We start from the raw sequence: 26788 nt of genomic DNA, 5'->3' as shown, positions 1-26788 counted from the left end.
AGAGGAACTCCACGCAATACAATTTAAAAAAAGTTAATTATGGTGCACAATTAAAGCGCTATTTATAGTTATATGCGCATTTTAAAATGAGGTTTCATATGAAAAAAAACCGTGCAATATATGTAGCAAGTATTGCGTCAACTTTGGCTATGGTAGGTTGCGGCTTTAAAGGCAACACCAATATGCAGGATTACAGCACAGATATAGGAACAAAATGGGATGCTTTAGCAAATCAAATAGGAACCCATACCGTAGCAGAGGCTCCCGATGTTTTATCAAATCGTGGACAAATTACAGAAAATTTAAAACAAGCTCCTACAAATTTTAATCCAACAAAGGGTGGAGACAAATATAAGGAAAATAAAAAATTTGCTGTTGATTATGTTAATAAAAATATAACAAAATCTCAGGCGACTGAAATTGTCAGCATTAGAAAATTATCTGATTTATTGGGTGAAGAACTCACCAAAGAGAATGCTAACGTAACAGCTGTTCCTTATATTGAAAGAGCTTCTTTCGCTAAAATTAATGATCTCAGTGGCATTAAAACACTGAGCGGCATAAATCATAATTCTGAATTTCAAATAGCTGGCACCTTAAATGGTAAAATATCAAATAAGAATAAAGCAGAGGGAACAGCTTATGTTATAACATATAAGTTGGATAATTCTGCTCATAATTACACTGCCATTGTTACGATACCAAAAAATAATAAGAATGAAAAATTACCATTAATGATGTATGCTCATGGTGGTGATGCTGGTTTGTCTTTTAGCAATATGGCAACCGTAATGCAAAATAATTTACGTAGAGCCATTGTAGCCGCTCCCGCCTTTCCTGGAGAACCAATTTGCTCTATTACAACTCAAGGTGGCTCAGAAAAAAATAGTTTCAAAAGATCGTGTGTCAATTACAATGGAGATGTACAACTCAAGGTGGCTCAGAAAAAAATAGTTTCAAAAGATCGTGTGTCAATTACAATGGAGATGTGATGTCTCCCTCGGTCAATGCAGAAGGTGTAAAAAAATCACCGCTCGACGATGATGTCAATGCTCTTTTAGGCTTACACAATGCCATTACGAAGTTAGCACGCGGTGGAATGAATCCTAAAATAGGTGGAATTGAAGTAAAAGGTGAAAATAAAACTTCATTTATTGCTGATCTTCAAAAATCAATTGCTTTTAATTTCGATGATCCAGATCTTCCGCAAATGAAACCTGTTGCAGGAATTAAAACTATTGCCGCCGCAGATAGTCGTGGAGGTGCTACTTTATTAGCAGCTATTGGGCGTACGGGTATTATGCTCGAACAGCAATTGAGTAGTGGGATAAATTTAGAAAATTTAATGAAAAATCCTCCTGTATTTTTTAGCGCCGCCGCACTATATTACGCACCTTCATCATTAACAGTCGGTGAATTTAGAATTTTATTTCAATATATGGTTGCAGGTAATATTAACGAAACAAGTTCTTACAATGCTCTTCCTATGATCCCCGATCTCAAAAAGAATCCTTATTTTACCAATTATAAGACAGCGCCAATTGGTCAAGATCAAAAAGAATTATCGGAACTCGTGGGTTGGCTTGCGGCTTCAGATATTGCTTTTTTAGCTCCCTATATTTCTGTTGGAATGCAAAATTGGGCTGTTACCTTTGCTTCATTAGCTAGAACTATGAACGAATTAAATTTAGATATTCAAACAAAATTAACGAATTTAGGTGAGAATCCAGCAGCCCATGCATTAGGAAGCTTGTTTTCAGCTATTAGTGAGCCAAACAATGATGGTAAATCATTATTAGCTTATTTTGCCGATCGTTTAACGGAAGGCAAAGACACGGCCGCGGTCACTGCGTTATTAGGTAACAGCAATGCGGAAAGCAGAGATGCAGTTAAAAATTTATTTTTAAATTTAAGTAAAGATAATAAAGTTTTATTGCCTATAGGTAAAGCTATTGCGACTAAAGTGGGAGATTCCAAATATAATTATCCGACATCTTTGCAAAATGTAGCTAAGGCATTTGAAGAGTTTAAAGCAGCTTCTCAAATGGATATTGTTCAAAAAGAATCCCTACAAAAATTAATGGGGTATATTGCGGGCGTATCTAAACAAATTGGCGTAGAAATTGCTCAAAATGCGAATTCTGATATAGCTAAAAAATATATAAAAGCTTTGAGTGATGTGTCTAATGTGTTGACAGCAATGCAATCGAGCCCTTCCGCCATGCAGGGACTCGATTTAGCCACATTTTTTGCAGATATTAAAAAATCAAGTGCGAGCGTTCTTGCGAGTAGAAAAGCGGCACCCGGTTCTATTATTTTCCTACACAACACCCAAGATGAAGTAGTCCCTTACAACCAGTCGCTCATAGCAAAATTGGCTATGGATTCTGTGTTTGAATCCATTTACAAAGAACAAGAAGAGCAAACGGCATTTGTAAATCCGCTTGTTATGTCTAACGTCCCTGCAGTTGGCTCGCAGTTTTTTGCATTCCAACCTGACAATATTTTTTATAATATAGATATTGGAAGTAAAAACTTTAAGGGCGGAATTTGTTTAGAAAAGGATAATAAAGGGAATCCTGCCTCCAATTTCAGTCCTTCAGCTAAAAAATGTTTTGGAGGAAGACCTCTTAGCAAATTGGGCAGCGGTATACTTGCCCATGGTGATGCGGCTCTTTGGACAAGTCATTTGATTAACGGTTCTATGCAGAAATTAAAATATGATGGTTCTGATATTGAGCAGGTTCATAATGCGATGTTCTATGGAAATGGTATGAATATTCCTCCTAAAAAAATATTTACCAATGCGGAACCAGCCGAATTAGAACAAATTTTTGGGATGTATAATACTGCCAAAAACCAGAGTGAAAAGACGATGACAACTATTAATTATTATGTTGCTCCAAAATCTCTTGAAGATTGCAATAATCCTGCAAAAAGAACGGGTCTATGTTATTTAGTGGGGGGATCTTCCTCTGTTTTATTTAATCGTCCGTTAATGCTAGACGGTTTGCAAAAAGATCTTACAGCAGGAAGCTGGAATGAGACGGCTCAAACAAGTGCTATGACACCAAGTGATGTGTTTTCAGCTTGGATGGACAGCTCTGTAATCCAAGTACTCACTTCAGCGACAACAAAACCCTAATTTCTTCTCATTTTATAAGGAAAGCCTCGCAATTTTATTGTGGGGCTTTTTATTTTTGAAAAAAAATTTCGGACTTCAGTATGCAAAGTAACAAATAGATGAATTATTATCATAAATGTTTAAAGATAAATATATTTTATATTAACTATTTGTATGCTAATAAATTAAATATTTAAAATTTTAATTTGAAAAATATTTGACAATATTAATAAGTTATGTATAGTTTGTTTTGTTGGATATCCTATCACTCTTTATTATATTTATATTCAAAATAACTATTTTTAATTTTCGTCTAAATTCAATAAGGAAAAAAATATGAAAAATTTATATAAATTGTTTGCCATTTTGTTGTTTCCTATAAAGGTTTTTGCAGCAAATCCGCCCTGTGCTAATATTCATGTGTGGTATGAATTGAATAATCAATCGGAGAATGAATGGGTTATTGATATTAATACTCTTATCGAAAAAAATTTAAATTTTTATAATGACAAATGCAAAATTATTAAAGATACTCAGAAAATAAAACTAAATCCTCAGCAAATAAAATACATAGGTATGTATGTGAGAAATCAAGCGAACTTTAGAACCATAGTTAGTTTTTCTGGTGTGGAAGAAGCAAATAATGACATTCAAGATATAAGCCCATTAGAGCAAAAAAAGTGCGTATTTTTAGTACAAGCGTATGCACCCGCCACGATGAATAGAATGATTTGGCAAATTAACAATTCAGATTGCTACGCAACGAATTATAATACAAAAATGTATTTTAAGTAGATATTCCTAAGACTTCATAATTTTCTTCTAAAAACTTCTTCAACATATCCGATATCATGCAGCATGAAATTGAAAAGAAATCCTTTGCGTTAAAATTTTCAATTTTTTCTTTTTCAATGAGTTCTAATTCTAAATTATTAATAAAAGAAGCTATTTTACTTAACAAAAATTTTGAAAATTCATTTTTATATTCATGCAGTAAAATTTTACATTCCTTAGAATCAGCGCATTCTAAAAGTAAAATATTTTTAATCGAAATGAACTTTAGAAAATTTTCAAATTCATTTTTATGTTTAATAATTTGAATAAGAGTTAAATTTTTTTCATAAGTATCTTTTATGTTTTGTTGAATTTTAATTTGTTCAGTAATATCAATAGCGCATATAATCATTTTTTCAGGATTTTTATTTTTATCTAAAATTGATGTGTACTTAAGCTTTATTGTTTTCCCATTGAAAATTTCTACAATATCGGGAAGCATTGAAAATATAGAATCAATATTAAAAATATTCTCAAAATATTGTTTTATACAAAGAATAATAACATCATGTTTTGACATTTTAAGATCAATACAGACTTGATCAATTTTTTTTCCTGAAATATCTAATGAAAATATTTCAAAGCATGATTTTGAAACAGCTGAGCCAATTTCAAGATTTTTATTAATAATAAAATATCCATCTTGAACATGATCTAAAATTTCATTAACCCTATTCCTTTCATTTTGAAAATTCAATTCAGCAAAAGAATAATATGTGTTGAGAGTAAAGTAAATTTCTATAAATAATATATCGCTCGTAATTGATTGAGCTTCAATTATATCGTCTTTTTCCGAAATTTTTTCTGACCAAAGTTTATTTAAAATAAGTTTTAAATTTCCTAAAGAAGCTAAATAAATATTACCAGGAATATTTCTCATGTAATGTGCATAACCTATTTTAATTTTTTCTAGATAGTAGGCATCATCAAATGGTCCTGAAAATAAATAAGGAAAATATTTTTTATTAATTTCGACTAAGCGGTCAACTTCAGATTTTGAGACAAAATATTTCATTGCTCTAGCGTTATTTAAATTAAAATTATAAAATTTTTGTACAACTATTTCAATATTTTCTTTAATTATAAGGTTTAAACTTTGTGCAATTATCTTTTTATTTTCATCGAAGTTTAATGCTTCCTCGATTTTAGAATTATGATGTTCATTAATATAATTTTTTGAAAATTCCTCAAATTCTACTGTGTTTTTCATGAACTAGAATTCCTAGAAAATAAAATATGAATTCAATGTATAGATTAGTTTAAAGACAAAAATCAATCAAGCAATTATAAGTTTTTAAATTGACACATAATTGCAGATATTAAAAGTTAAAATTTGAATTTTTCTAGGAAATTTTTACCTATTCAGAACTCGTTTTGACGAGATATTCAACTATTAAGAATTTAAAACGATATAAAAGCGAATTTTAAAATTTTAGAAAGAATTTGACATGAATTCAGTGGAAATTAATTTGAAATATTTGTATGGAATACTTGCGGAACTTAGGCAAGAAATAAACTTTTTAAATGTTGAAGCAGAAAAATTAAATGAAATTGCAATGAATGCAGCTGTTACTGCGGGACAAACGGGTAAGTCACTTAGGATTTATACAGAAATATCTAATCAAATTGCGGGTTCTTCAAAAAAAATGAAAAATTTGATAGATAAAAATAGAAATGAAGTTAATTTAATATTAAATTTAACTTTGAAAATTCTATCAAATAATATGCTTAGTTCTAAATTTATAATGGTTGGAAATGATAATATTATAATTGAAAATAAAAACTTAATAAATGAAAAAATTAGTGATATTAATTTATCTGAAAAGCTTATTATCAAAGAGTTGATTTCTCATATTTATCATTCAAAAACATTTTTAAAATCAATATTGCAGTTGCAGTATAAATTATTTGGAATACATAATTGTTTAGTAATTGAGGCAATTCAACTTGAGGGTTCATCCTTTTCAGCAATTAAGACATTGAGTGAAAGTCTGCACAGTTCATCAGAAATAACGATTTACTGCATTGATAAGTTGTTTTCTTTGCTGAAAAAAATATTACGCGCGGCTAAAGTAATTCGTGTAAATAAGGAATAAGAAAAATATGCTCATAAAGACATTATACGATGAAAATAACTGTAAATGGGTTATGTTTGGCCGTGATCCTCAAAAAAAATCAAGTGTTATTGATACCAATGAATATGCTATTATTGTCAATAATGAAGCTATATTGCTTGATCCTGGAGGAATAGAGGTTTTTCCAGCAGTTCTTACGTCAATGTCTGAAATAATTGATATTAAAAGTATTAAAATTTATTTGTGTAGTCATCAGGATCCCGACATAATGTCTTCTTTGCCTTTATGGTTAGGTTTAACACCGCAGGCAAAAGTTTATATGTCATGGCTTTGGAGCGGATTTATTGCACATTTTGGCGGTGAATATGTAAAAAACTTTGTTCTTTTAGAGGATGAAGGTCAATCCATCGAATTTAATCAAAAAAGATTTGAATTTATTCCTGCTCATTATTGTCATTCGTCAGGAAACTTTCATTTTTTTGATCCGCAATCACGTATTTTCTTTACAGGTGACATGGGTGCAGCTCTTGTCCCCGTCGATTATCCAACAGTGGTTGAAGATTTTAAAGAACATGTTCGATATATGGAGAAGTTTCATCAAAGATGGATGCCATCGAATGAAGCCAAAAATCGCTGGGTCAATCGCGTGAGAAGGTTGAATCCAACTATGTTATGTCCTCAACATGGCTCCATTTTTACAGGGGAAAATGTAAAAAACTTTTTAGATTGGATTGAAGATTTAGATGTTGGGAAAGCAAGATAAATTAAGGATAAGATTATGAATGATGCAAATGCAAAAATCCTAGAGAATAATTTAGAATCTATTCTTTCGCATTTTGTAACCTCAGAAAAAAATGTTGATGAACTTTCATCTTCATTGGCTAAAATTGAAAAAATGATTTTTACAGTCAGGGATATCTCTACGAAAACAGATCTTCTATCGCTCAATGCATCTATAGAAGCTGTTCGCGCAGGGCAATCGGGCAAAGGATTTGCCGTGGTTGCTGATGAAGTGGCTCGCTTAGCTGAAAAAACACAAGATTCTATTTCTGAAATTGAAACGGCAGTGGATTCATTCAAAGATGGATTTGAAAATTTTAAAGAGTTTTTTTTAAAATCTAAAGAATTAATTAAAGATGTTGTTGATAAAAACAAATAATTTTATGAAATTTTTAAATTTGGTAAGAGCATGGAATTTAATGAAGAATTATTACAAATATTTAAAGAAGAAAGTGCTGACTTAATTGAAAGAAGCAGAGATAAGTTAGAAAATTTTTTTACTTCTCAAAATAAGGTCGAATATTTTCAAGATATATTAAGAGTTATTCATACTATAAAGGGAAATGCGGGCACAATTGGTTATAATGAACTCAAAAAATATGCACATGATTTGGAAACGTCGCTTCTGGAATTTAAAAATCATGAAGAATTAATTGGAAGTAATGTCACAGATCGTTTAAATAAGTTTTTTGACCACGTAGAAAGTTTAGTTAATGGAGAAATTCAAGAAACTCCACAAATTGAAACTGAAATATCCCACGCTGAATTCGGATTTTTTGATAAAAATGACTCCTCTGATTCTACTGAGTCCACTCCCGTATTATCACCTTCTCAAATAATGAATTCAAATGATAATTCTAATAAATCAAATGAAATTAAGGATAAAAAAGAAAGTAAAATTGAAAAATCTTCTTCAGATTTTATTAGAGTTCCAACTGAAAAAATTCAAAAAAATTTCGATATTATTTCCGAAATATTTTTGATTAGAAATCAAATGAGATATCTTGTAGAAAAAAAATATAACGACAATTTAAATTCTGATGTGTTTTTTCAAGATTGGGAAATATTAGATAATTCGTTACGTAAAGGAATTGGTGAACTTGAGAGTATTGTTATGTCGATGCGTATGACACCAATAAAAAGTTTACTGCGTCGTATGGAAAAGACAGTGCGTAGCTATCTAGATGTGAATACTGATAAAAGTATAATTGTTAATATTGAGGGAGAGGATGTAGAAATTGATAAAAAAATTATTGACTCTTTAGCGGAGCCTCTCATTCATTTAACCCGTAATGCCATGGATCATGGTATTGAATCTATTGAAGAGAGAAAAATTTTAGGAAAAAATCCTCAAGCTGTTATTAAATTTTCAATAAGTATTATAGCAAACGAAGCAATACTTATTGTGAGTGATGACGGACGTGGCATAGATGAAAATAAAGTTATGCAATCAGCAATTAAAAAAGGCTTAAATGTTTCAAATGTTACAACAAAAGAAGAAATGATTAATTTAATTTTTTTACCTGGGTTTAGCACAGTCGAAATAGTCAGCGATGTTTCTGGTCGTGGCATTGGCATGGAAGCTGTAAAAACCTATGTAGAAAGTATTGGTGGAAGTATATCAATTAAAACAGAGATACATAAAGGAACTCAATTTATATTAAGGCTTCCCTTAGGTATGTCTGTGGTTCCTGTAATTATTGCAAAATCAAATGAGCATAAGTTTGCTATTTTGAATAGTGAAGTATTGGAATTAAAAAAAATTTCGCCATCTGAAATTGTTAAAAATGGGGATGAGAATTATTATAAACGAGGTCATGAATTTATTCCTTGTTTTAATATTGAAAATAGCTTATTTTCCTATCTAAAAAATGTTTCATATATTACAGATAAAAAAGAAAAACTTTCTATTTGTATTATTGGACAATCTGGGAAATTAATTGCTATTCAAATTGGTGAATTTGTTGAAAATGCAGAAATCGTAATTAAAGAGTATCCTGCAAATGCCCCAAAATTTCAATACGTTTCTGGTATCTCTATTTTAGCAACGGGTGAGCCTACATTTGTAATATCGCTAAATAAATACTGTGAAAGCATTGCAAAAATGCCAAATTTAAAATTTGGAGATGCTTAATGATAGATTTTGAGAAAATTAAATTAAAGCAATCAGAACTTTTAAAAGATGAAGAAGATCAGACAAATTATTTTACTTTGGTAAAGTTTAATGTGGGTGAAAAAACATTTGCCGTTGATATTATTAATGTGCATGAAATAATTGAGTTTATTGAGTTTACGCCCTATCCAGAGATTATTTCAAATCATATTGGTATTATTAATGTGCGTGGAGAAATTATTCCCTTAGTTCAATTTGAAAAGGACTATAATTTTAAAAAAAATGAAAAATATAAGGTCATAATTTTAGAATTTACCATGGGAAAATTATACGCACTTAAAAGTAACAAGATTCAAAAAATTTTATATAAAGAAAAATTTTTACTACCCGGTCAAACAATTAATTTAAACAAAACACCCGCATTCTATCTGGATGAAAATCTATTTGAAATTTATTTTAAGGATAGTCTATGATGGAATCGCAACAAATTTTAAAATCAATTGATGAAAAGAATGTCGTAATATTACCTTTTTCACTTATTCATAGTAATTGCGAATTACATTTAGGATTAAATGTCCAAAAAGTAGCATCAGTTGTTGAGGTGGGTGATTACTCTCTTTTGCCAGGTGTTTCGGCTCCCTTTTTGTATATGATTAAAATTCAAGGAATTCCCGTACCTGTTATTGAAATAAATCAATTAAATAATTTAAACGAATTGAATAATTATCAGTTGAAAAACTGTGATAAAATAAAGTATGTAAAAAAAAGAATTATTATCTGTCACGTACTGACAATTTATATTGGTATTGTTGTCGATATAACTAAAAAAATAAAAACTATTTCAAATAAAGAACTTTTACCTCCTCCAGACATATGGGAAAATGACAAGCATTTTTTTGTCAGTGCTATGATCAATGAAAAAGAAAAGTACAGATACATATTTGATATTGAAAAGTATATTGCCAGTATTGGCATAAGTATTGGAAACGTCGCTCAAGATTTTAAATCAAATTCTGATAATATTAAGGTTTTAAAAGGCAAAACGGGATTGGTTGTGGAAGATTCAAGAGTCTATCAAGCTCTGGCCAAGCAATTTTTTGAAAAATATGAAATGCATATGGAATTAGCAAAAGATGGAAAACAAGGTCTTGAAATGCTTTTAGCAAATGCTGAAAACTATGATTTCGTGATTTCTGATATTGAAATGCCCAATATGAATGGTATTCAAATGATCAAAGAATTTAAATCTATTAAAAAAGTAAATACGACGCCTATTTTATTTCATTCTTCAATTTCAAATCCTGAGTTTTCTAAAGATTTACAAGAAGAAGGATTGGGGTTGTTCATCCATAAATTTAATGAAGAAAATTTGATTAAGACGATTCTCAGCTTTTTTAAATAAATTTTGTAATTTTAAAAGTGTGGTATATTTTCTTTCTTTTATTTAATTAAAAAAGTTTAATAAATAATTTTTTAAAATATTGAATTTATTGTAAAAATTGTATTAAATTAATTTCATAATATTTGAGAATTTTTTTATTTCCATTTTATCAAAAATGGTTTAAATTTTATACAGAATTTAGTGTATTTAATTTTATATTTATGTATTATAATATATATTAAAACTTATTAAAGGAAATAATATGAAAAAAAATGAAATTGTTTATGATGATATTGTAAATATTATGGTAGGTGATGGAAAAAGTGATTATGAATTATATTTAAAGACAAAAGAGCTTTTGTCATTGCAAACAAATTATTCTGATCTCTGTAATATTGATGAATTGCATTTTCAATTAGTCCATCAAGCGGAAGAGCTTTTTTTTAAATCGTTAAATCATTCTTTATTAGAAGTAAATAAATATATGTTAGAGAAAAATACAAACCGCATTTTAAGTAGTTTTAAGAGGGCTCATAAAGCTCAAGCGAGTTTATTAAGTACAATAGAATTATTATACCCCATGTCTCCTAGAGAATATCAAGACATTCGTCTCAAATTAGGGAATGGGAGTGGGCAGGATTCTCCCGGATTTAAATCTTTTTTAAAAATTGCACCATGTTTATGGCGATCTTACAAAGCTGAATATTTGGACGACAATACAGAAAATCTTCATAAAATTTATAATACCGAATATAAGCATTGCGATGCATTTATCATTGCAGAATCGTTCTTAGAAGTTGACGATTATTATAATAAGTTTTTATATTTTCATATGAAATTAATTGGAAGAAGCATTGGCTTAGAAGCCCATTCAATGAAGGGAAATGTAGTTACAAATCTTACAGCGCGAATAGCCCGATCTCTTTTTCCAGAATTGTGGGATGTTCGATCTAAAATGACTTCAGAATGGGGAAGTCAATATGGCATAGTCAGAGACAGCTTATCTGAAAATTCTAGAGTCAATTAAAATGATGCAAGGAAATCAAATTTATGAATAATAAACTCATAATTGACTTCATAAAACCGGAAGGAATTTATTTTTTAAATCATTCTGTGGGGTGTTTTAGCGCTGAGCAAGAATTAGTTAAAAATGAATATTTTAACTTGTGGAAAAAAAAAGGTGGCTTTGCTTGGGATGAGTGGTTACCCTCAATCTCAAAATATCATGAAGCTTTAGCATTGCTATTAAATGGAAAAGAAAATGAATTTTGTTATCAAAATAACATTTCCACTGGTTTTATTAAAATATTATCTGCTTTGCCTAGAAGAAATGAAAGAAAAAAAATTCTTATTAGCGATTTAGAGTTTCCTTCAATTATTCTAATTTTAAAGAAATTTTTACAAAATGAATACGAAATTAAAATTATAAAAAGTAAAAATGGGATGGTTCCCTTTGATGAATGGGAAAAAGAATTAGATATAAATACACAAATTGCAATTATATCACATTCAACTTATGCAACATCTTATAAAAATTCAATTCATCAAATAGCAAATAAATGTAGAGATCATGATGTCTTTTGTTTAATTGATATCGCACAATCTGTGGGAGTTATTCCCATTGATCTTCAGGATTTAAATTGTGATTTTGTAATGGGCTCTTGTATAAAATGGGTTTGCGGTGGTTTAGGGGCTGGTTTTATTTGGATAAATGAAAAAATGATTGAAAATTTACAGAATAGATTGTGTGGTTGGTTTTCCTTAGAAAATATATTTACAGAAGACATAATGGATTTTAAAATGATAAAATCAGCATCTCAATTTTTAGATGGAACTCCTAGTGTGTTACCTATGATGTTGGCAACAGTAAGTATTCATAAAATTAAAAGAATAGGGGTTGACTTCATCTATAATATAAATCAAAAATATATAGATTCATTAATAAATTTTATATCTGATTTTAAAAGTTTGAGTATTTTATCCCCAATGGATAAAAACCAACGAGGAGGAACTCTTGTCATAAAATCAAATGATGATCAAAATTTATTAGATTTTTTGCTTAAAAAAAATGTCTATGTCGATAGAAAGGAAAATTATGGAATTAGAGTATCGCCGCATGTTTATAATACTTCTGAAGAAATAGAGCAGTTTAAAAAGTTATTAGCTTCCTATACTGATTGAATATTTTGGCATAAAATACAATTTTTATTTTTTTTCCAAAAAAATTTTTTGAATATATTTTTATCCAAATCAAATTGAATATACTCATTTATAAAATTTTGGTTTTTATTGAGGATATATTTTAGAACTTCGTTGGCTCCATAAGAACCAATGACACCACATACGGGTGATAATATTCCTGAAAAAGAACAGTTTCTAGTGCTTTCGGGAATATTTTGAAATAAACACTCGTAGCATCCACATCCTGGATTATAAATACAAAAATGTCCCTGCATTTTTAAAATACCCATATCTAACCAAGGAATATTTTTTTTAAGACTCACTAAATTAATGGATTTTCTAGTTAAATAATTGTCGCTGGCATTAATTATCAAATGATAATCAGAGGGAATCAGTGATTCATCATTTTTACAAAAGAATTTTTCAATAGAATTGAATTTTGTTTTATCATGTATTTTTTCAAGATATTTTATCAAACATTTTACTTTGGATTTACCTATATCTTGCTCTGAAAAAAATATTTGTCTTGAAAGATTTGATTCTTCCACAATGTCTTGATCAAAAAAAGTAAACTCTCCTACGCCTCCTGCAGCTAAGTATATAGAGCAGCTGTGGGCCAAGGCGCCCGCGCCAATAATAGCTATTTTTGTCTCATTTATTCTTTTTTGTCCCGTTAATCCAACAAAAGATAATGGAATTTGTCTTGAATATTTATTAAGATTCACAGTCACACCTTAAATAATTTTATATTTAATTTATCATTTTTAGCCACGAAGCTATGCGCGCATGAGGATTTTCAGAAAATTTAAAATCGCTGATGACCGCAACGCTATCAGCTCCTGCTTCATAAAGGGAAGGGCTGTGTTCTAACGAAATCCCCCCAATAGCCACTAAAGGAAGAGACGATGGAATTTTTTCTTTCCAAATTAGAATTTTTGAAATTCCTTGGGGGGCAAAGCGCATAATTTTTGTTTGTGTTGGAAAAATAGGACCCAAAGCAATGTAGGAGACATTCAATTGCAGTGCGTGTTTTAATTCCACTTCATCGTGCGTACTTAGACCTAATTTTAAATTTGATTTAAATATTTTTTCGATATCTGCTTTTTGTGAATCTTCATACCCTAAATGAATACCAAAGGCATCATACTGAATTGCAATTTCCCAATAGTCATTTATAAAAAGTTGACAGTTAAATTTTTTGCAATAATCAATGGAACATTTAATTTCATTTTCAATATTTTTAAAATGACTTTTATTTTTCTCCAACTTGATTCTTAATTGAATTGTTTTTACCCCCCACGATACGAGTTTTTCAACCCATTCAAAACTATCCACAATCGGGTAAAATCGCATTTTTTTTATTTCAAGATCTGTTAACTTATTCATCGCCTTTTATGCCCTAATTTTAAATTATTTATTGAAAAGGAATTCCTACGACAGGAGTGCTGGAGAGCGCAAATTCATATTGGGGAATAAGTCCACTACAAAAGGCCTCATGTCCTGCTTCAATAGCTTTTGCAAAGGCTCTTGCCATGAAAACGGGATTGTGGGAGTCGGCTACGGCTGTATTTAATAAAACCGCATCACAGCCTAATTCCATCGCGCGGCTGGCATGGCTAGGGGCACCAATGCCCGCATCAACAATTAAAGTGACAGAGGGGAAATGCTCTCTTAAAATTTTTAGAGAATGGGGATTGCGAATTCCTTTCCCCGAGCCAATAGGAGCAGCCCAGGGCATGAGCACCTGGCAACCTAATTGAACAAGTTCTTGTGCGACAATAATATCATCAGTCATATAGGGAAAAATACAAAAATTTCTTTTAGCAAGTTCTTCCGCCGCTTTTAATAATTCATAGGGATGAGGTTGTAATAATAAGCTTTCTCCAATGACCTCAAGTTTAATCCAATTTGTTTCAAAGATATCCTGAGCCATTAAGGCAGTTTGAATGGCATCTTTCGCATGATAACAACCTGCTGTATTCGGTAAGATAGTTAAATTTAACGATTTGATAACTTCCCAGAATATATTTTTTTCATTTTTTTGAGGAGAAAGCCTTCTTAAAGAAACGGTGATGATTTCTGTCTGCGATGCGATGAGAGCTTCTTTTAAGATATTTAAAGAAGGATATTTTGCTGTTCCTAAAAGAAACCTCGAGTTGAATTTCTTTCCATATAAATTTAACATTTAGCCTCCTTGAAAGGGAATGACGATTTCTATTTCATCTTTATTTTTGAGAAGAAATGTTTTGTGATTTTGTTTTGGAATAAAAACATAATTTACTGCTAAAGCACTGCCTTGAGTATTCATCCCTTCTATTTTAATGATATTTTCCAGTGTTAAATTATTTCGATTATATGTTTTTTCTATACCATTAATTTTTATATTTAGTTGATCCATAAATCCTCAAATTTTTTATTGTTTATTAATGTATTTTTATTTTCTATGTAATTGCAGAATATATTTACCAATGCGGGAGAAATTGTGATGCCATTGCGATAGAGGCCATTTATGTAATAAATTTCATCTTTTTTTAAAAATTGAGGAGATCCGCTTGTCAATGTGGGTCGTAAATTTATTCTTTGTTCCATAATATGTGCTTCTAAAAATCCTTTGTCGAAATGAACAGCGACATTTAAAAGTTCTAGGAAGGCTTCTGCAGTAATCGGTTTGAGACATTCGGTTTCGTGAGTTGTTGCGCCAATAATATATTGATGATGGCCACGAGGAACAATATAAATGGGGTTTCTTGAGTGTCTTATGCGTATAACAGAATTTAAATGAACAAGGGGGGCGTACATTAATATAAGCGAACCGCGTACTCCTCTTAATAATTGTGTTGTTTCTGCAAATATACTTTTTGCTGCCATGCCCGTTGTGTTACAAATGAGATCAAAATAAAACGTATTTTCTTCCGTTTTGATTTTATTTTGTTCGCTTTCAATTATTTTTTGATTAAAATAAAAATTTATACTTTTTTCTTTAAAAAATTGATTACTTTTTTCAATAAAATATCTTGGTTTTAATGACGCTTCATCAGGAAAATAATAACCAAAAGAGTATGGTGAATAAAAATTACCTACAAATCGTTTATTATTTTTCTGATTTATTTCTATAACTTCAGGATGGATTCCTTTTGATTTTAAGCATTCTAAAAAGTGAATTAATTTATGTTTTTCACCTAATGTTGCTAGGTGTGCTGTTCCCCAGCGGTCTATTATATTTTCTGCATTTATTTTTTTTAAAATATGTGGCCATAGTTTTAATGAAGAAACACCTAATTCAAAAACAATTTCTGATGATTCTTGGGCTTCAGACCACGGGGCGAGCATTCCGGCGGCTGTAGCAGAACAGGAAAGGGAAGAATATTCATCATTTTTTTCAAAAATTGTGACTTTATGTTTTCTTTCATGAAGTTCTATGGCTAGAAGTCTTCCTAAGACTCCGGCACCCATAATAGCAATATTCACTTATAAATCCTTTTTCTTTTATTTAATTTTAAAATAAGATTATAAATTAATTATAAACTCACAATATTTTCCTTTGATAAAAATAAATTAAATTTTGGATTAAAAAATTGGAAAGAGTGATGCAAATGTGATTAAAAGAAACAGAGCGTTTGTTTTTAAAGTTTGTTTTATGAATAAAAACAATATGCGGTTTTGGAATTAAATTATTATTCAATATAATTACCACTCTTCCTACGCTGGTATAATCCAGATCAGGTTCCAAGAGTTTAACTCATGACAAGTCATCTCAGCCCAAAATAGGGCACCTCCGGTGATCGCTTCAACCTATAACTTTAAAAAATAAGGATGTCTACCATGACGGGGAACGCCGTAACAAAAAATTATTCTTGTGTTTTAACAATTGCAGGATCGGATTCGGGAGGGGGAGCAGGGGTACAAGCTGATTTAAAAACATTTCATGAGCATCAATGTTACGGTGCCTCTGTCATCACAGCTGTCACGGCCCAAAATACTCTGGGAGTTTTTGATATCCATGAGATTCCTGTGCAATCTATAGCTTCCCAATTAGATTGTGTATTGAGTGATATTCGTTTTAATGCCATTAAAATAGGAATGTTATTTTCTGTTGATATTATTCTTCTTGTTTGTGAAAAATTAAAAAAATATGAGTGCAAAAATATTGTATTAGATCCGGTTATTTTGTCAAAAAATAATTATAAACTTTTAAAAGATGATGCATTAACTTGTTTAAGAGACCATTTATTTCCTCTAGCAAAAATGATAACACCAAATTTGCCAGAAGCAGAATTGTTACTTTCTAGAAAAATTTCAACATTACATGAAATGGAAAATGCTGCCTTGGAGATGTGGAATTGGGGATCAGATGCTGTAATTATAAAAGGAGGACATTTGTTAGACCATCATAAATGTTCCGACTGTTTGATTTATGGAGAGAGGCATTACAAAAAAATAAAATGGTTAGACTCAAAAAAAATTCTCACATGCAATACCCATGGAACGGGTTGTACTTTTTCTGCAGCTTTGGCGGCAAATTTAGCAAAGGGATATGATATTGAAGAATCTTTTCAATTATCTAAGCAATATATATCTCAAGCTATTGCATTCGGGTCTCAATTTAAATTAGGACACGGAATAGGATCGGTTTGTCACTTTAAAATTTAAATTAAGGAGTAAATATGGGTTTTATATTTAAACAGCTCAAAGATGAACTCTCTTCAACATATACTTATATTTTTGGTGATTCAAAAACCAGTGAAGTTGCTATTGTCGATTCTGTTTTAGAAAATGTAGAAATATATTTGTCGCTATTGAAAAGTCATGATTGGAATTTAAAATACTTAATTGAAACTCATACGCATGCTGATCATGTGACTGCTATTATGAATTTAAAAAAACATTATCCTTTTTCTGAAGTGCTATTATCAAAAAATTCAGAGGCAAAATATAAAGTCACTCGCGTCAAGGATAAAGAAATAAAATTAATTGGACAGCATCAATTTCAAATCTTTGAAACTCCCGGTCATACAAATGATTGCATATCCATATTTATTGATGGCTCCCGTTTACTCACGGGAGATTGTTTATTTATTGGATCGTGCGGGAGAACCGATTTTCAATTTGGTAATAATAAAGATATGTATGAATCGATTAATAGAATAGCGAATTTAAATTCGGATGTTTTAATTTATCCTGGACATGATTATAACAATCGTTTTGTTTCTACGGTTCAAGAAGAAAAAATAAATAACAAAATGCTAAAACTAAAAAATTTTGAAGATTTTGAAAGAGAAATTAAATCGTGGAATTTACCACCACCCAAGAAAATTAAAGAAGCAGTCCCTGCAAATTTAATGGGTGGCGTGTTGGATTGATGAGGAATTTTTTCTAACGACACGATCTCTTTCAATCATGGTATGAAGTAAAGTAACAGCAGCGGGGGTGATTCCACTGATGCGTGAAGCTTGGCCTAATGTGCTTGGGTTATGACGTTTGAGCTTTTCAACAACTTCACGGGAAAGACCGCTTACGTTTGCATATACGAAATCTTTGGGAATCCAAACATGATCGAATGTCTTTAATTTATCGCTCAAGCTTTCTTCACGCCTGATATAGCCTTCATATTTTACCTCAATTTCAACGCAGCGTAGAACTCTCAAATCGTAATCGGAAGTTAATTGAGCTTCTTTTAAATTACGAATATTCGTTTCTGGTCTTTTTAAATAAGCATCTAAGGTAACATTGTTTGTTACTTCAGGAAGATTGTGTGCCGCAAGTTTTGCATTTAATTCGGGAGTCGGATTTAACCAAATGCTTTTTAATCTTGCTTTTTCTAATGACATTTTTGTCATGCGATCTTCAAAATCATTATAAATTTCATCGCTTATTAAACCTAATTTTCTGCCATACTCACTGAGTCGTGCATCGGCATTATCTTCGCGTAGTTTTAAGCGATTTTCAGCGCGACTTGTAAACATACGATAAGGTTCATTGGTCCCCAATGTGGTTAAATCATCTATTAAAACGCCAATGTAGCTTTCTGAGCGACTTAATATAAATGGCGCTTTTTTATCAGCTTTTAGTGCCGCATTTATTCCGGCTATGAGGCCTTGAGCCGCAGCCTCTTCATATCCTGTTGTTCCATTTAATTGACCCGCAAAATATAAATTCGCAATTTTTTTCGTTTCTAATGTAGGATGAAGTTCTGTAGGTTGCACATAATCGTATTCAATAGCATATCCTGGCTTCATAATGATCACATTTTCAAAACCAGCAATTGTCTTTAAAAAAGCTTCTTGCACATGAATAGGAAGACTGGTGCTAATTCCATTGGGATAAATTTCGTGGGTGTCATATCCTTCAGGTTCAATAAATATTTGATGGCTTATGCGCTCTGGAAATTTAACTACTTTGTCTTCTATACTTGGGCAATAACGTGGGCCAATTCCTGTAATAATACCGCTATATAATGGTGACAAATGCATGTGACTGCGAATCACTTCATGGGTTTTTTCATTTGTATGCGTAATGTAACAAGGTACCAGTTTTTGCGACAATTCTTTTGTACGCATGCTGAAAGGAACAAAATCGGGATCGCTGTCTTGGCGCTCTAATTTTGAAAAATCGATGGAGCGGGCATCGAGACGAGGGGTTGTCCCCGTTTTCATGCGACCCACTTGAAAACCATAATCTTTTAAAGCTTGTGCCAATTCCACACTGGCCGGTTCGCCGGCACGACCTGCGGTAATGCGACGTTCCCCAATATGGATAAGACCATTTAAAAAAGTTCCTGTGGTTAAAATGACACATGATGAGTTTATGATTTGATCGAGATTGGTTTTTACGCCTTTAACGCTGTTATCCTCAAGAATGAGCGACGCAACGGTGTCTTGTAAGATGTCTAAATGTTCAGTATCTTCAAGAGTTTTGCGCATATAGGAACGGTAAAGATCCATGTCGGCTTGCGCACGGCTAGACCAAATAGCGGGGCCTTTGCTTTTATTGAGGACGCGGAATTGAATCCCAGTTTTATCGATGGCAGCACCCATCTCTCCGCCTAAAGCGTCGATTTCTTTGACAAGATGTCCTTTTGCTGTGCCCCCAATAGCAGGGTTGCACGACATTTGGCCTATGCGATCGATACTCATCGTGATGAGAAGTGTCTTCTTTTTCATACGTGCTGAAGCCAATGCGGCTTCGCAGCCCGCGTGTCCGCCTCCCACAACAACAACATCATAGTTTAATGATCGCATATAAACCCCTGTAATTACAAAGAAAAATAAGTATCCTGAAGTTTTTTAAAGGACACCGTTCCTTGTGACTATTACCTGCAATTGTTTTGGGGGACAAGGGTTATTCAAAAGTGAAGTCGCAGAAAAACAAGGAGGGTGAGGAATTGTTACTTATATCTATCAAATATTTTTGTTACGCTACCGTCTTTTTTCATTTTATCTAGTGTTTCGTTAAGTTTTTTAATGACAGCATCATCTGTATTTTTATTAAAGGCAGCATATAATTCCACTTTTTTGAATGTAAAAAGAGGTTCTATAGACCCTGTTTTTTCCGTTTTCGCAATCCACTTTCCAATTTGAGACCCCGTAGCCCAAAGATCAATTCTTCCCGCTTCCAATTTCAAGGCATTTTGTTTGTCATTTGTGGCTAACTGAATATTTTTTCCTTTGACAAAGTTTTCTTTAAGCAAGAATTCGGAAGTAGCATCTCCGTTATAACCTCCTACTGAGTATTTTTTAGCGTCATCTAAACTTTTAATTTTAATTTTTGAGCCTTTTTTAGCAAAAAAGACCCAGTCATTAGAAACCAGTGGTCCAACCCATTTAAATAAAGCTTCTCTCTCAGGAGTTCTTGTAGTTGAATAAACAACGGTATTGGGTTCTTCCATTCCCATTTTAAACGCTCTTGCCCAAGGATAGAGTTCAAGAGTGTATTCTGTTTTTTCACGCTTCATGAGCTCTTTCATTACATCAGTGGATATGCCGACGATTTTGCCATTTTCTTCCATATTAAACGGAGGATAATTTTCTGTTACGATTTTAAAGTTTTTTGCTGCATACAAAAATGGAGAAATAAGAATTGATATTATTAAAACAAAAATCTTAAGACAAAATCTTGAAATAATCATAAAATTCCTTTCATTAAAAATTTTAATAAATTATAACATAAAAAGATAAAAATTATTATAAAAAATATTTGACATAAGTTAATAGGTTTGATTTTTAAATTTATATTTGGTAGATATCGTTATAAATTCATTGTTCTTGTTTTTTATAAAAATTTAAATTTATTTTATATTTATCAAATCATTAGGAGATTTTATGAAGGTTCGTTTTTTAAGAAAAAATGCATACCAAATACTATTTATTCTTTTACCCCACGCTGTTTCTTTAGACGCTCATGCTCATGGATCAATGGAGTATCCTGTAAGTCGTGTCTACAATTGCTTCTTAGAGGATCCTGAAAATCCAAAATCTGATGCGTGTAAAGCTCTGGTAAAAACTCCTTTTACGACCCAGCCCCTTTACGATTGGAATGGTGTTAATCAGGGAAATGTGGACGGTAAGCACAGAGAAGTTATTCCCGATGGTACTTTATGCGGTGCTAATAATGCTATGTTTAGTGGGTTAGATTTACCACGTTCTGATTGGGTTATGACTGATATTTCTCCTAATATAGAAAATAAAATGCAGTTTATTTATTACGCAACAACTCCTCATGCGACAAAGTATTTTGAATTTTATATTACAAAAGATAGTTATGATCCGAAATTACCATTAAAATGGTCTGACTTGGAAGAGAAACCTTTTTGTACTGTTAAAGATTACGAAGAAATTAACAAAAAAATTAAAATGTCATGTCCCTATCCTAAGGGCAAAACAGGCAGACATGTCATTTATAATATTTGGCAAAGATCAGATAGCCCTGAAGCTTTTTATGCTTGTATTGATGTGAATAAAGTGAAGTAAAAATTGAAATTAGTTTATTTACTTGGGTTTGAATTGCTAGATTTTTTTAGGCTTGCCCTCCCATTAAAGCCACAAGTCTCAGCGGGGATTCTGTGGCATTTTGTATTTTTAAAGGCAATACCATGAGATAAGTACCAGTCGAAGGTAACAATTCAAGATTTGCCACATTTTCAATAATAAAGCGGTTATTTCCCAGCATAATTTGATGGACTTCAAATTCACTATTAATGGTGTCAGGGGATAAAGTATCAATGCCAATGCCTGCAATATTTTTTTCATTTAAATAAAGAGCAGATTCCTCTGAAATGCTTGGAAATTGCAAATTATTTCTGTACTTATGTTGATTGTGCCAATATTTAGCCCAACCTGTGCGAAATAAAACAATGGAATTTTCATTTATAAAACCAAATTGTTTTTCAAATTCTTTGATATCGGATTTGCTAATTAAATAATTTGCATTGGATTTTTCGGAGACATCGATTACCACGCATTCATAAATAGGATTTGTGATATCGATTTCACTTGCTGTTTTTTTATCCTTAAAGCAATGTGCAGGTGTGTCCATGTGGGTTCCGAGTCCCAATGGTAGAGAAATATCTTGAATGCGAAATTTTACTTTTGCATTGCTGTCATCGTAGTCGCTTAAGTTTTTTAAAATGCAGGCGCATCCTCCTTCCCACGAAGGGATATCCGAATGAATGGTATGACTGAGATCGATAACTTTCATTTGATTCAATTTCATAGCACGTCTTTCTTTGAAAAATAATTTAAGAAAAATCTTCATTTGCCCACAAATAAAAGGCATGACTCCAAGCCAAGGGCATAATCCAGACGGGTTTTCCGGTTGAGGAGTCGACCTGTTCTGAAAAAAAGCCGGCATCATTGCATAAATGCAACGTTTTTTTAAATATTTCAAATGAGATATCATGATATTGCTCATATGATTTTGAAAGTTCTTTTGCCGCTTGTGCCATCCAGAATCCAGCAAGCACCCAACTGTTTCCTCCTCTATAGTGATCTTTTTCATACCTTAAAGTACCAGATGGAGTTGTTAATTTATCATAACAATGCTCAAAAATAGATAACTTTACAGCGTCTTCAAGTGGAAATTCAGAAACAGGAAATAAACAAGATAATAAGGAAATGTCGGCTTGAAGATCGCGGTTATTGTGTGGGTCAAGGGTGCGTGCAAAACGACGTTGTTTACTTATATATAAATGATGGAGACAAAAATGATGACATGTTTTCATTGCAGAATGAATTTGTTCTTCCCATTCGCCACAAAAAGGCAAAGATCGATTTAATGCTCCATAAGCACAAACATGAGAATAAAAGTTCAATCCGTAGACTTCCTCCCAAAGATCAAAACTATTTTGCAAAGATCCTTTTTCTGAGAAATCGTGAATTAATTTTTGAATTCCCTTTTTAACTGAGGATAATATAAGTTCATTTTTTTCATGTTTTAAATATTCTGTCATAGCTATAAGAACAAGCCCCAGTTGATCGGCTTGTAATTCGCACCAACTTGGTGCTTTGTTACCTTGGCAATCGAATCTTTGAAAATAATCACCATGATGACTTTGCACTTGGGTTAAAAAAATTAAAATAGATTTTGCTTGCTGATATTGTTCACATCTCATTAATCCTAAAGCACAAAATGCCGCATCTCTTGGCCATATAAATCCGTAACCACCGCTGTGTTTAAATTCTAAATCACATTCAGGAGCCGCAATAATTCCACCATTTTTATCTATTAAAGAATTGAGAACAAATAAGGATGAATTTTTTAAAAATATTCTTTTTTGCTCTAAGGATAAATCTTTTAAGTTGTGAATTAAATTATGTTTAAGCGTGCGAATGGTTTCATTGACTTCTTTTTCCAGAGCAGTATTGTCGAAATATAAAGATAATTTATTTTCTAATTCCTCTTGATTGTGTCCAAATCCGTAAAATATAGAGACTTCACCTTCGTAATAATCTTGGTGTTCTTTCGATTTTAAAAGAGCAAAAGGCTGTGTGCATGCCGCGGCATAAACTTGTCCCATTTCAATGCGACGAAATTTATTGGGTTCTAGTAAAAATTGATTTACAATTTCACCTAAAGTGGCAAAAGAATTTCCTTGAATGGCGCGCACAGCTTGAAAATGAGAATAGCAGGAACCATTACAGGCTCCAATTCCTACCCAAAAATTTTCAGAAAAGGCAAATATTAGATCTTCTCCCGTTTCAGAATAAACTGATTGAAATCTCGTTTCAGAACGCATATTCCAATGGGATAGAAGCCATAAATTAATTTTTTTTGTCGCATATTCTTTTGGAACTAGAATTTCCCATTTTTCAATAACGGAAGAATGAATTGCCAAACATTTTTTTGTTACGATAGCACCCATGAATTTAGGATGGTTTAATTCCCATTTCACGGTGATAAATTGTTCATGAGGTACAAAAGAGATTTGAATACGATCGCGAATGGGATCGAGCCAAATGCTTTCACCATCAACTGAAAAACCGCAAATTGAGAATTCAAGGTGAGAATGCCGGCTGTCTTTATGTGGCCAAAAAAGACCTTTTAATTGGCCATCTTCCCCGAGGCATGCGAGGATTTTTTCAGAGGCCGTGATGCTTGAGTAGTTTTCTCGCATTCTTCTCTCTCTCCTATATTTTCATTAGAAATTCCTTGCACATGGCTATTTGCCAACTCTTTCAGACGGATTTTTTCCGCACATTTTATTTCAAGGTCTTCTAATATATTGACATAGTCGAGGTAGGCTTCGTAAGGGCTGTCAAAGGGGCTGAAATATTTGTGCACATCGCCATCGCTAGACCATTTGATGCACATATAATAAAAATGGTCACTGGTTAAAAGCTTTCTCCATTCTTCTGTTGTTTCGTTATCGTCTAATAATAAAATATCATTTTTTAATTTATAGGCACGTTCCAGTGCATCTTCTTGAATTCTGTTACCTAACCAGGCTGAAATATCACGTTCTGTATCGGCCCAACTCAAGGGACGATCAACATTCATAACAGCCCGCGGAGAAAATTTATTTGCCGTTTCACTTACAGTAAGAAATTCAAAACGTTTATCGTAGACAATATTTGTTACAAAGCGATCTAAAAATTCAAAAATTCCTGTATCGGCCCACTGATGTTCTCCAAAGGTTTCATAATCCATAAAAAGACCGACAAATTCATGGTTGCCATCAAGTAATTTTTCTAACCAAGTATGATATTTTTCAGCGGTCAAAGGCCATGATTCCCATGATCTATTTGAAAAACGAAATGCCAAATCGTCGGATAATTTGTAGCTTTTAGGTAACAATTTGAGATCGTGAATATAGGGGTGATGAAAAATATGATGAGGACTCCAATTTTCTGGAATAAAAGGATCCCAACCTTCAAGTAAACAGACATCAAATCCCGCTTTTTTTACCAATTCACCTATTTTATTAGAATAAATTAATTCTGTATTTCGAAAAGCTTTAGGTTCTCTGTTAAATAATTTTTTTAAAGTGCTTTTTTGAATTTCAATTTGTTTGTAAAATTCTTCTTCATCAAAAAGAGAAGCAAGACTGTGGTGTGATGTTTCACAAATAATTTCGGCATTAGGAAGCGATAAAATATCCTGATAAAGTTCCAATAATTTTAAATCATAGAGTTCACATTGTTGTAAAAATGTTCCTGACATGGAGAATGTGACTTTAAAATCATTGGGGTGTCTTTTTAAGAGAGAAGCAATGAGTAATCCGGCGGGCCAATAGCACTTTCTTGCCACTTTTTCGAATATAGATTGATTTGAAATGTCATTAAAATAGTCCTTGTGTTTACTTATATCTTTTATGCGATAATGACTGATTCTAAACGGTTGATGAACTTCAAAATATAAGCATAACGCAACCATTTTTTATCCTTTCAATGGATTTCGGAATAGGCATTGATGAGAGTTTGAGCTGATTTTCGCCATGTACGGTTAGTTAAATCAAGCAAGGAATTATCTACCATTTCATCGCGAAAAGAAGTATATTTTAAAATACTTAAAATACGATCAGCCATGAGATCAACATCCCAAAAATCGACTTTCATCGCGTGATTAAGCACTTCAGAGACACCAGATTGTTTTGAAATAATAATGGGAATATTCTGTGCAATAGCCTCAAGTGCTACAATACCAAATGGTTCAGAAACACTAGGCATGACAAACATGTCGGAACTTTGCAGTACTTTTTGCACTCCCTCGGCATTTAAAAAGCCTTCGAATTTAAAGCTTTTATCAATACCTAATTCCCATGTGAGTTGTTTCATTGCAGGAAGGAGATCTCCAGTGCCCACAACCTTAAAAATAACATCGGGATTTGTTTTAAGAACTCTTTCTGCAGCAAAGACAAAGTAGGAAGGGCCTTTTTGAAAGGTAATGCGTCCTACAAATGTGACAATGGGTTTGATTTTTTTTGCAGGTTCTTGTTTATTGCTATGATTTAAAAGTTTTTTATGTTGCGCATTATTTGCATTATAAACTACTTTTACTTTTTCAAAGGGTAAATTAAATTTTTCCACTAATAAATTTCTTGTATACTCTGAAACAGCAATAACAATATCTGCTAAATGAACACCCATTTTTTCGATAGTTAAAATATTTTGATTATAATTAATTTCGCCGGAACGATCTATTTCCGTAGAATGAATATGCGCCACGATGGGAATTGAAGTTGCTTCTTTAATCATTTTGACCGCTGTAAAACTCATCCAGTCATTGGCATGAACAACTTGATGGGCAGCATCTTTTTCTAAGACATCAAGGGCGAGTAGTCCTAATATATAAGCTTTTTCAGAAACTCCCAAATTATTCAGAAATAAAAATTCTGGAGAATTAACTTCTTTGAAAAAATTTTGAGAGGTATTTTTTTTATTTAAAATATATTCATGATATTTTTTTAAATTTTGGGATAAATTTAATTTAACTTCTGTATTTATCTCGGTATTATTTAATTTATAGTTATAATGTGAAATTCCATTTTTAGACTCATTTTGAATGACTGATTTTTCTATTTCATTGTATGTTTGAGTTACTATATTTAATGTTTCGTTTTCAGATTCAGCATATATTTGTTCTGTAGCATTATTTTCTTCATCACATGAATAGGGATTTTCAGGACTGACAATTTTTAATCCTGGAATATTTATTTTATGAGGAAAATAGGGTAGAACGAGTGTCACTTTATGTCCAATAGCAATTAATCCGTTTATTAATCCTTCTGTGGCTGTTCCTAATCCTCCAGAAATCATGGGGGGATATTCCCATCCTAGCATAAGTATTTTCATGAATTCCACCGTTTT

Annotated in this window: 26 protein-coding genes and 1 riboswitch; of the genes, 14 read left to right on the top strand and 12 right to left on the bottom strand. The window is 31.9% G+C overall.

Annotation, left to right across the window (positions count from 1 at the left end; translation table 11 throughout):
* Positions 1–98 precede the first annotated feature (98 nt).
* The 3 genes from AXG55_RS08795 (at position 99) to AXG55_RS08785 (ending at position 3919) form a co-directional block, all read left to right on the top strand.
* The gene (locus tag AXG55_RS08795) at positions 99–992 is read left to right on the top strand and encodes a hypothetical protein (RefSeq protein ID WP_148697753.1); all 894 of its coding nucleotides are present in this window, start codon (positions 99–101) and stop codon (positions 990–992) included.
* Positions 992–3145: a hypothetical protein gene (locus AXG55_RS08790; RefSeq protein ID WP_148697752.1), complete on the top strand. Its 2154-nt coding sequence runs from the start codon at positions 992–994 to the stop codon at positions 3143–3145. Before AXG55_RS08795 ends, AXG55_RS08790 begins: the two co-directional genes overlap by 1 nt.
* 315 nt (positions 3146–3460) lie before the next feature.
* On the top strand, positions 3461–3919 hold the full coding sequence (locus AXG55_RS08785) for a hypothetical protein (RefSeq protein WP_148697751.1): 459 nt from the start codon (positions 3461–3463) through the stop codon (positions 3917–3919).
* On the opposite strand, the gene AXG55_RS08780 is transcribed toward AXG55_RS08785, so the two are convergent.
* Positions 3912–5168 (bottom strand): protoglobin domain-containing protein, encoded by a 1257-nt coding sequence (locus AXG55_RS08780; RefSeq protein WP_148697750.1) that lies wholly within the window; start codon positions 5166–5168, stop codon positions 3912–3914. The genes AXG55_RS08785 and AXG55_RS08780 overlap by 8 nt on opposite strands.
* Before the next feature lie 238 nt (positions 5169–5406).
* On the opposite strand from AXG55_RS08780, the gene AXG55_RS08775 reads away from it, so the two are divergent.
* From AXG55_RS08775 to AXG55_RS08740, 8 genes are all read left to right on the top strand, one after another.
* Positions 5407–6054 carry a hypothetical protein gene (locus tag AXG55_RS08775; RefSeq protein ID WP_148697749.1) on the top strand — a complete coding sequence of 216 codons (648 nt, stop codon included), beginning with the start codon at positions 5407–5409 and terminating at the stop codon, positions 6052–6054.
* 7 nt (positions 6055–6061) lie between these two features.
* Entirely contained in the window at positions 6062–6796 is a 735-nt protein-coding gene (locus AXG55_RS08770; RefSeq protein WP_148697748.1) for an oxygen-binding di-iron domain-containing protein, read from the top strand.
* Between the two features lie 15 nt (positions 6797–6811).
* Positions 6812–7192: a methyl-accepting chemotaxis protein gene (locus tag AXG55_RS08765; RefSeq protein ID WP_148697747.1), complete on the top strand. Its 381-nt coding sequence runs from the start codon at positions 6812–6814 to the stop codon at positions 7190–7192.
* Positions 7193–7222: 30 nt separating this feature from the next.
* Positions 7223–8947: a chemotaxis protein CheA gene (locus AXG55_RS08760; RefSeq protein ID WP_148697746.1), complete on the top strand. Its 1725-nt coding sequence runs from the start codon at positions 7223–7225 to the stop codon at positions 8945–8947.
* Complete coding sequence (locus AXG55_RS08755) at positions 8947–9399, top strand: chemotaxis protein CheW (protein ID WP_148697745.1); 453 nt, start codon at positions 8947–8949, stop codon at positions 9397–9399. The genes AXG55_RS08760 and AXG55_RS08755 overlap by 1 nt, the downstream gene beginning before the upstream one ends.
* Positions 9396–10328 carry a chemotaxis protein CheV gene (locus tag AXG55_RS08750; RefSeq protein WP_148697744.1) on the top strand — a complete coding sequence of 311 codons (933 nt, stop codon included), beginning with the start codon at positions 9396–9398 and terminating at the stop codon, positions 10326–10328. Before AXG55_RS08755 ends, AXG55_RS08750 begins: the two co-directional genes overlap by 4 nt.
* A 241-nt stretch (positions 10329–10569) precedes the next feature.
* Positions 10570–11334, top strand: a complete 765-nt coding sequence (locus tag AXG55_RS08745; protein WP_148697743.1) for a tryptophan 2,3-dioxygenase family protein — start codon at positions 10570–10572, stop codon at positions 11332–11334.
* A 23-nt stretch (positions 11335–11357) separates the two neighbouring features.
* Complete coding sequence (locus AXG55_RS08740; protein ID WP_148697742.1) at positions 11358–12488, top strand: aminotransferase class V-fold PLP-dependent enzyme; 1131 nt, start codon at positions 11358–11360, stop codon at positions 12486–12488.
* Here AXG55_RS08740 and AXG55_RS08735 read toward each other — a convergent pair.
* The 5 genes from AXG55_RS08735 to AXG55_RS08715 are packed head-to-tail and all read right to left on the bottom strand — an operon-like array spanning position 12476 to position 15956.
* The gene (locus tag AXG55_RS08735; RefSeq protein WP_233231099.1) at positions 12476–13213 is read right to left on the bottom strand and encodes a HesA/MoeB/ThiF family protein; all 738 of its coding nucleotides are present in this window, start codon (positions 13211–13213) and stop codon (positions 12476–12478) included. The genes AXG55_RS08740 and AXG55_RS08735 overlap by 13 nt on opposite strands.
* Positions 13214–13238: 25 nt before the next feature.
* Positions 13239–13874, bottom strand: a complete 636-nt coding sequence (thiE, locus tag AXG55_RS08730) for a thiamine phosphate synthase (RefSeq protein WP_233231098.1) — start codon at positions 13872–13874, stop codon at positions 13239–13241.
* A 28-nt stretch (positions 13875–13902) separates the two neighbouring features.
* Positions 13903–14673, bottom strand: a complete 771-nt coding sequence (locus AXG55_RS08725) for a thiazole synthase (RefSeq protein WP_148697740.1) — start codon at positions 14671–14673, stop codon at positions 13903–13905.
* On the bottom strand, positions 14674–14886 hold the full coding sequence (gene thiS / locus AXG55_RS08720) for a sulfur carrier protein ThiS (RefSeq protein WP_148697739.1): 213 nt from the start codon (positions 14884–14886) through the stop codon (positions 14674–14676).
* Positions 14874–15956 carry an FAD-dependent oxidoreductase gene (locus AXG55_RS08715; RefSeq protein WP_148697738.1) on the bottom strand — a complete coding sequence of 361 codons (1083 nt, stop codon included), beginning with the start codon at positions 15954–15956 and terminating at the stop codon, positions 14874–14876. The genes thiS and AXG55_RS08715 overlap by 13 nt, the downstream gene beginning before the upstream one ends.
* Before the next feature lie 210 nt (positions 15957–16166).
* Positions 16167–16275, bottom strand: a riboswitch (TPP riboswitch).
* A 35-nt stretch (positions 16276–16310) separates the two neighbouring features.
* Here AXG55_RS08715 and thiD point away from each other — a divergent pair.
* Positions 16311–17138: a bifunctional hydroxymethylpyrimidine kinase/phosphomethylpyrimidine kinase gene (thiD, locus tag AXG55_RS08710; protein WP_148697737.1), complete on the top strand. Its 828-nt coding sequence runs from the start codon at positions 16311–16313 to the stop codon at positions 17136–17138.
* 14 nt (positions 17139–17152) lie between these two features.
* A complete protein-coding gene (locus AXG55_RS08705; protein WP_148697736.1) occupies positions 17153–17848 on the top strand; it encodes an MBL fold metallo-hydrolase in 696 nt (231 codons plus the stop codon).
* Here the strand turns inward: AXG55_RS08705 and mnmG are convergent.
* Positions 17825–19726 carry a tRNA uridine-5-carboxymethylaminomethyl(34) synthesis enzyme MnmG gene (mnmG, locus tag AXG55_RS08700; protein ID WP_148697735.1) on the bottom strand — a complete coding sequence of 634 codons (1902 nt, stop codon included), beginning with the start codon at positions 19724–19726 and terminating at the stop codon, positions 17825–17827. The genes AXG55_RS08705 and mnmG overlap by 24 nt on opposite strands.
* 146 nt (positions 19727–19872) lie before the next feature.
* On the bottom strand, positions 19873–20613 hold the full coding sequence (locus AXG55_RS08695) for a substrate-binding periplasmic protein (protein WP_148697734.1): 741 nt from the start codon (positions 20611–20613) through the stop codon (positions 19873–19875).
* 193 nt (positions 20614–20806) lie between these two features.
* Between AXG55_RS08695 and AXG55_RS08690 the strand changes: the two genes are divergently transcribed.
* A complete protein-coding gene (locus tag AXG55_RS08690; RefSeq protein ID WP_148697733.1) occupies positions 20807–21454 on the top strand; it encodes a lytic polysaccharide monooxygenase auxiliary activity family 9 protein in 648 nt (215 codons plus the stop codon).
* 46 nt (positions 21455–21500) lie between these two features.
* Here the strand turns inward: AXG55_RS08690 and AXG55_RS08685 are convergent, their stop codons facing one another.
* From AXG55_RS08685 to AXG55_RS08670, 4 genes are read right to left on the bottom strand one after another with little or no spacing between them, the layout of a single operon-like run.
* Positions 21501–22196: a cyclase family protein gene (locus AXG55_RS08685; protein ID WP_233231097.1), complete on the bottom strand. Its 696-nt coding sequence runs from the start codon at positions 22194–22196 to the stop codon at positions 21501–21503.
* Positions 22197–22221: 25 nt separating this feature from the next.
* The gene (locus tag AXG55_RS08680; protein ID WP_148697731.1) at positions 22222–24096 is read right to left on the bottom strand and encodes a glycoside hydrolase family 15 protein; all 1875 of its coding nucleotides are present in this window, start codon (positions 24094–24096) and stop codon (positions 22222–22224) included.
* Positions 24024–25355: a glycoside hydrolase family 57 protein gene (locus AXG55_RS08675; protein WP_148697730.1), complete on the bottom strand. Its 1332-nt coding sequence runs from the start codon at positions 25353–25355 to the stop codon at positions 24024–24026. Before AXG55_RS08675 ends, AXG55_RS08680 begins: the two co-directional genes overlap by 73 nt.
* 11 nt (positions 25356–25366) lie before the next feature.
* Positions 25367–26773, bottom strand: a complete 1407-nt coding sequence (locus AXG55_RS08670) for a glycosyltransferase (RefSeq protein WP_148697729.1) — start codon at positions 26771–26773, stop codon at positions 25367–25369.
* Between the last annotated feature and the right edge of the window lie 15 nt (positions 26774–26788).

It is taken from the genome of Silvanigrella aquatica (assembly GCF_001907975.1).
Lineage (GTDB): Bacteria > Bdellovibrionota_B > Oligoflexia > Silvanigrellales > Silvanigrellaceae > Silvanigrella > Silvanigrella aquatica.
This window is presented reverse-complemented; position numbering and strand designations above follow the sequence as displayed.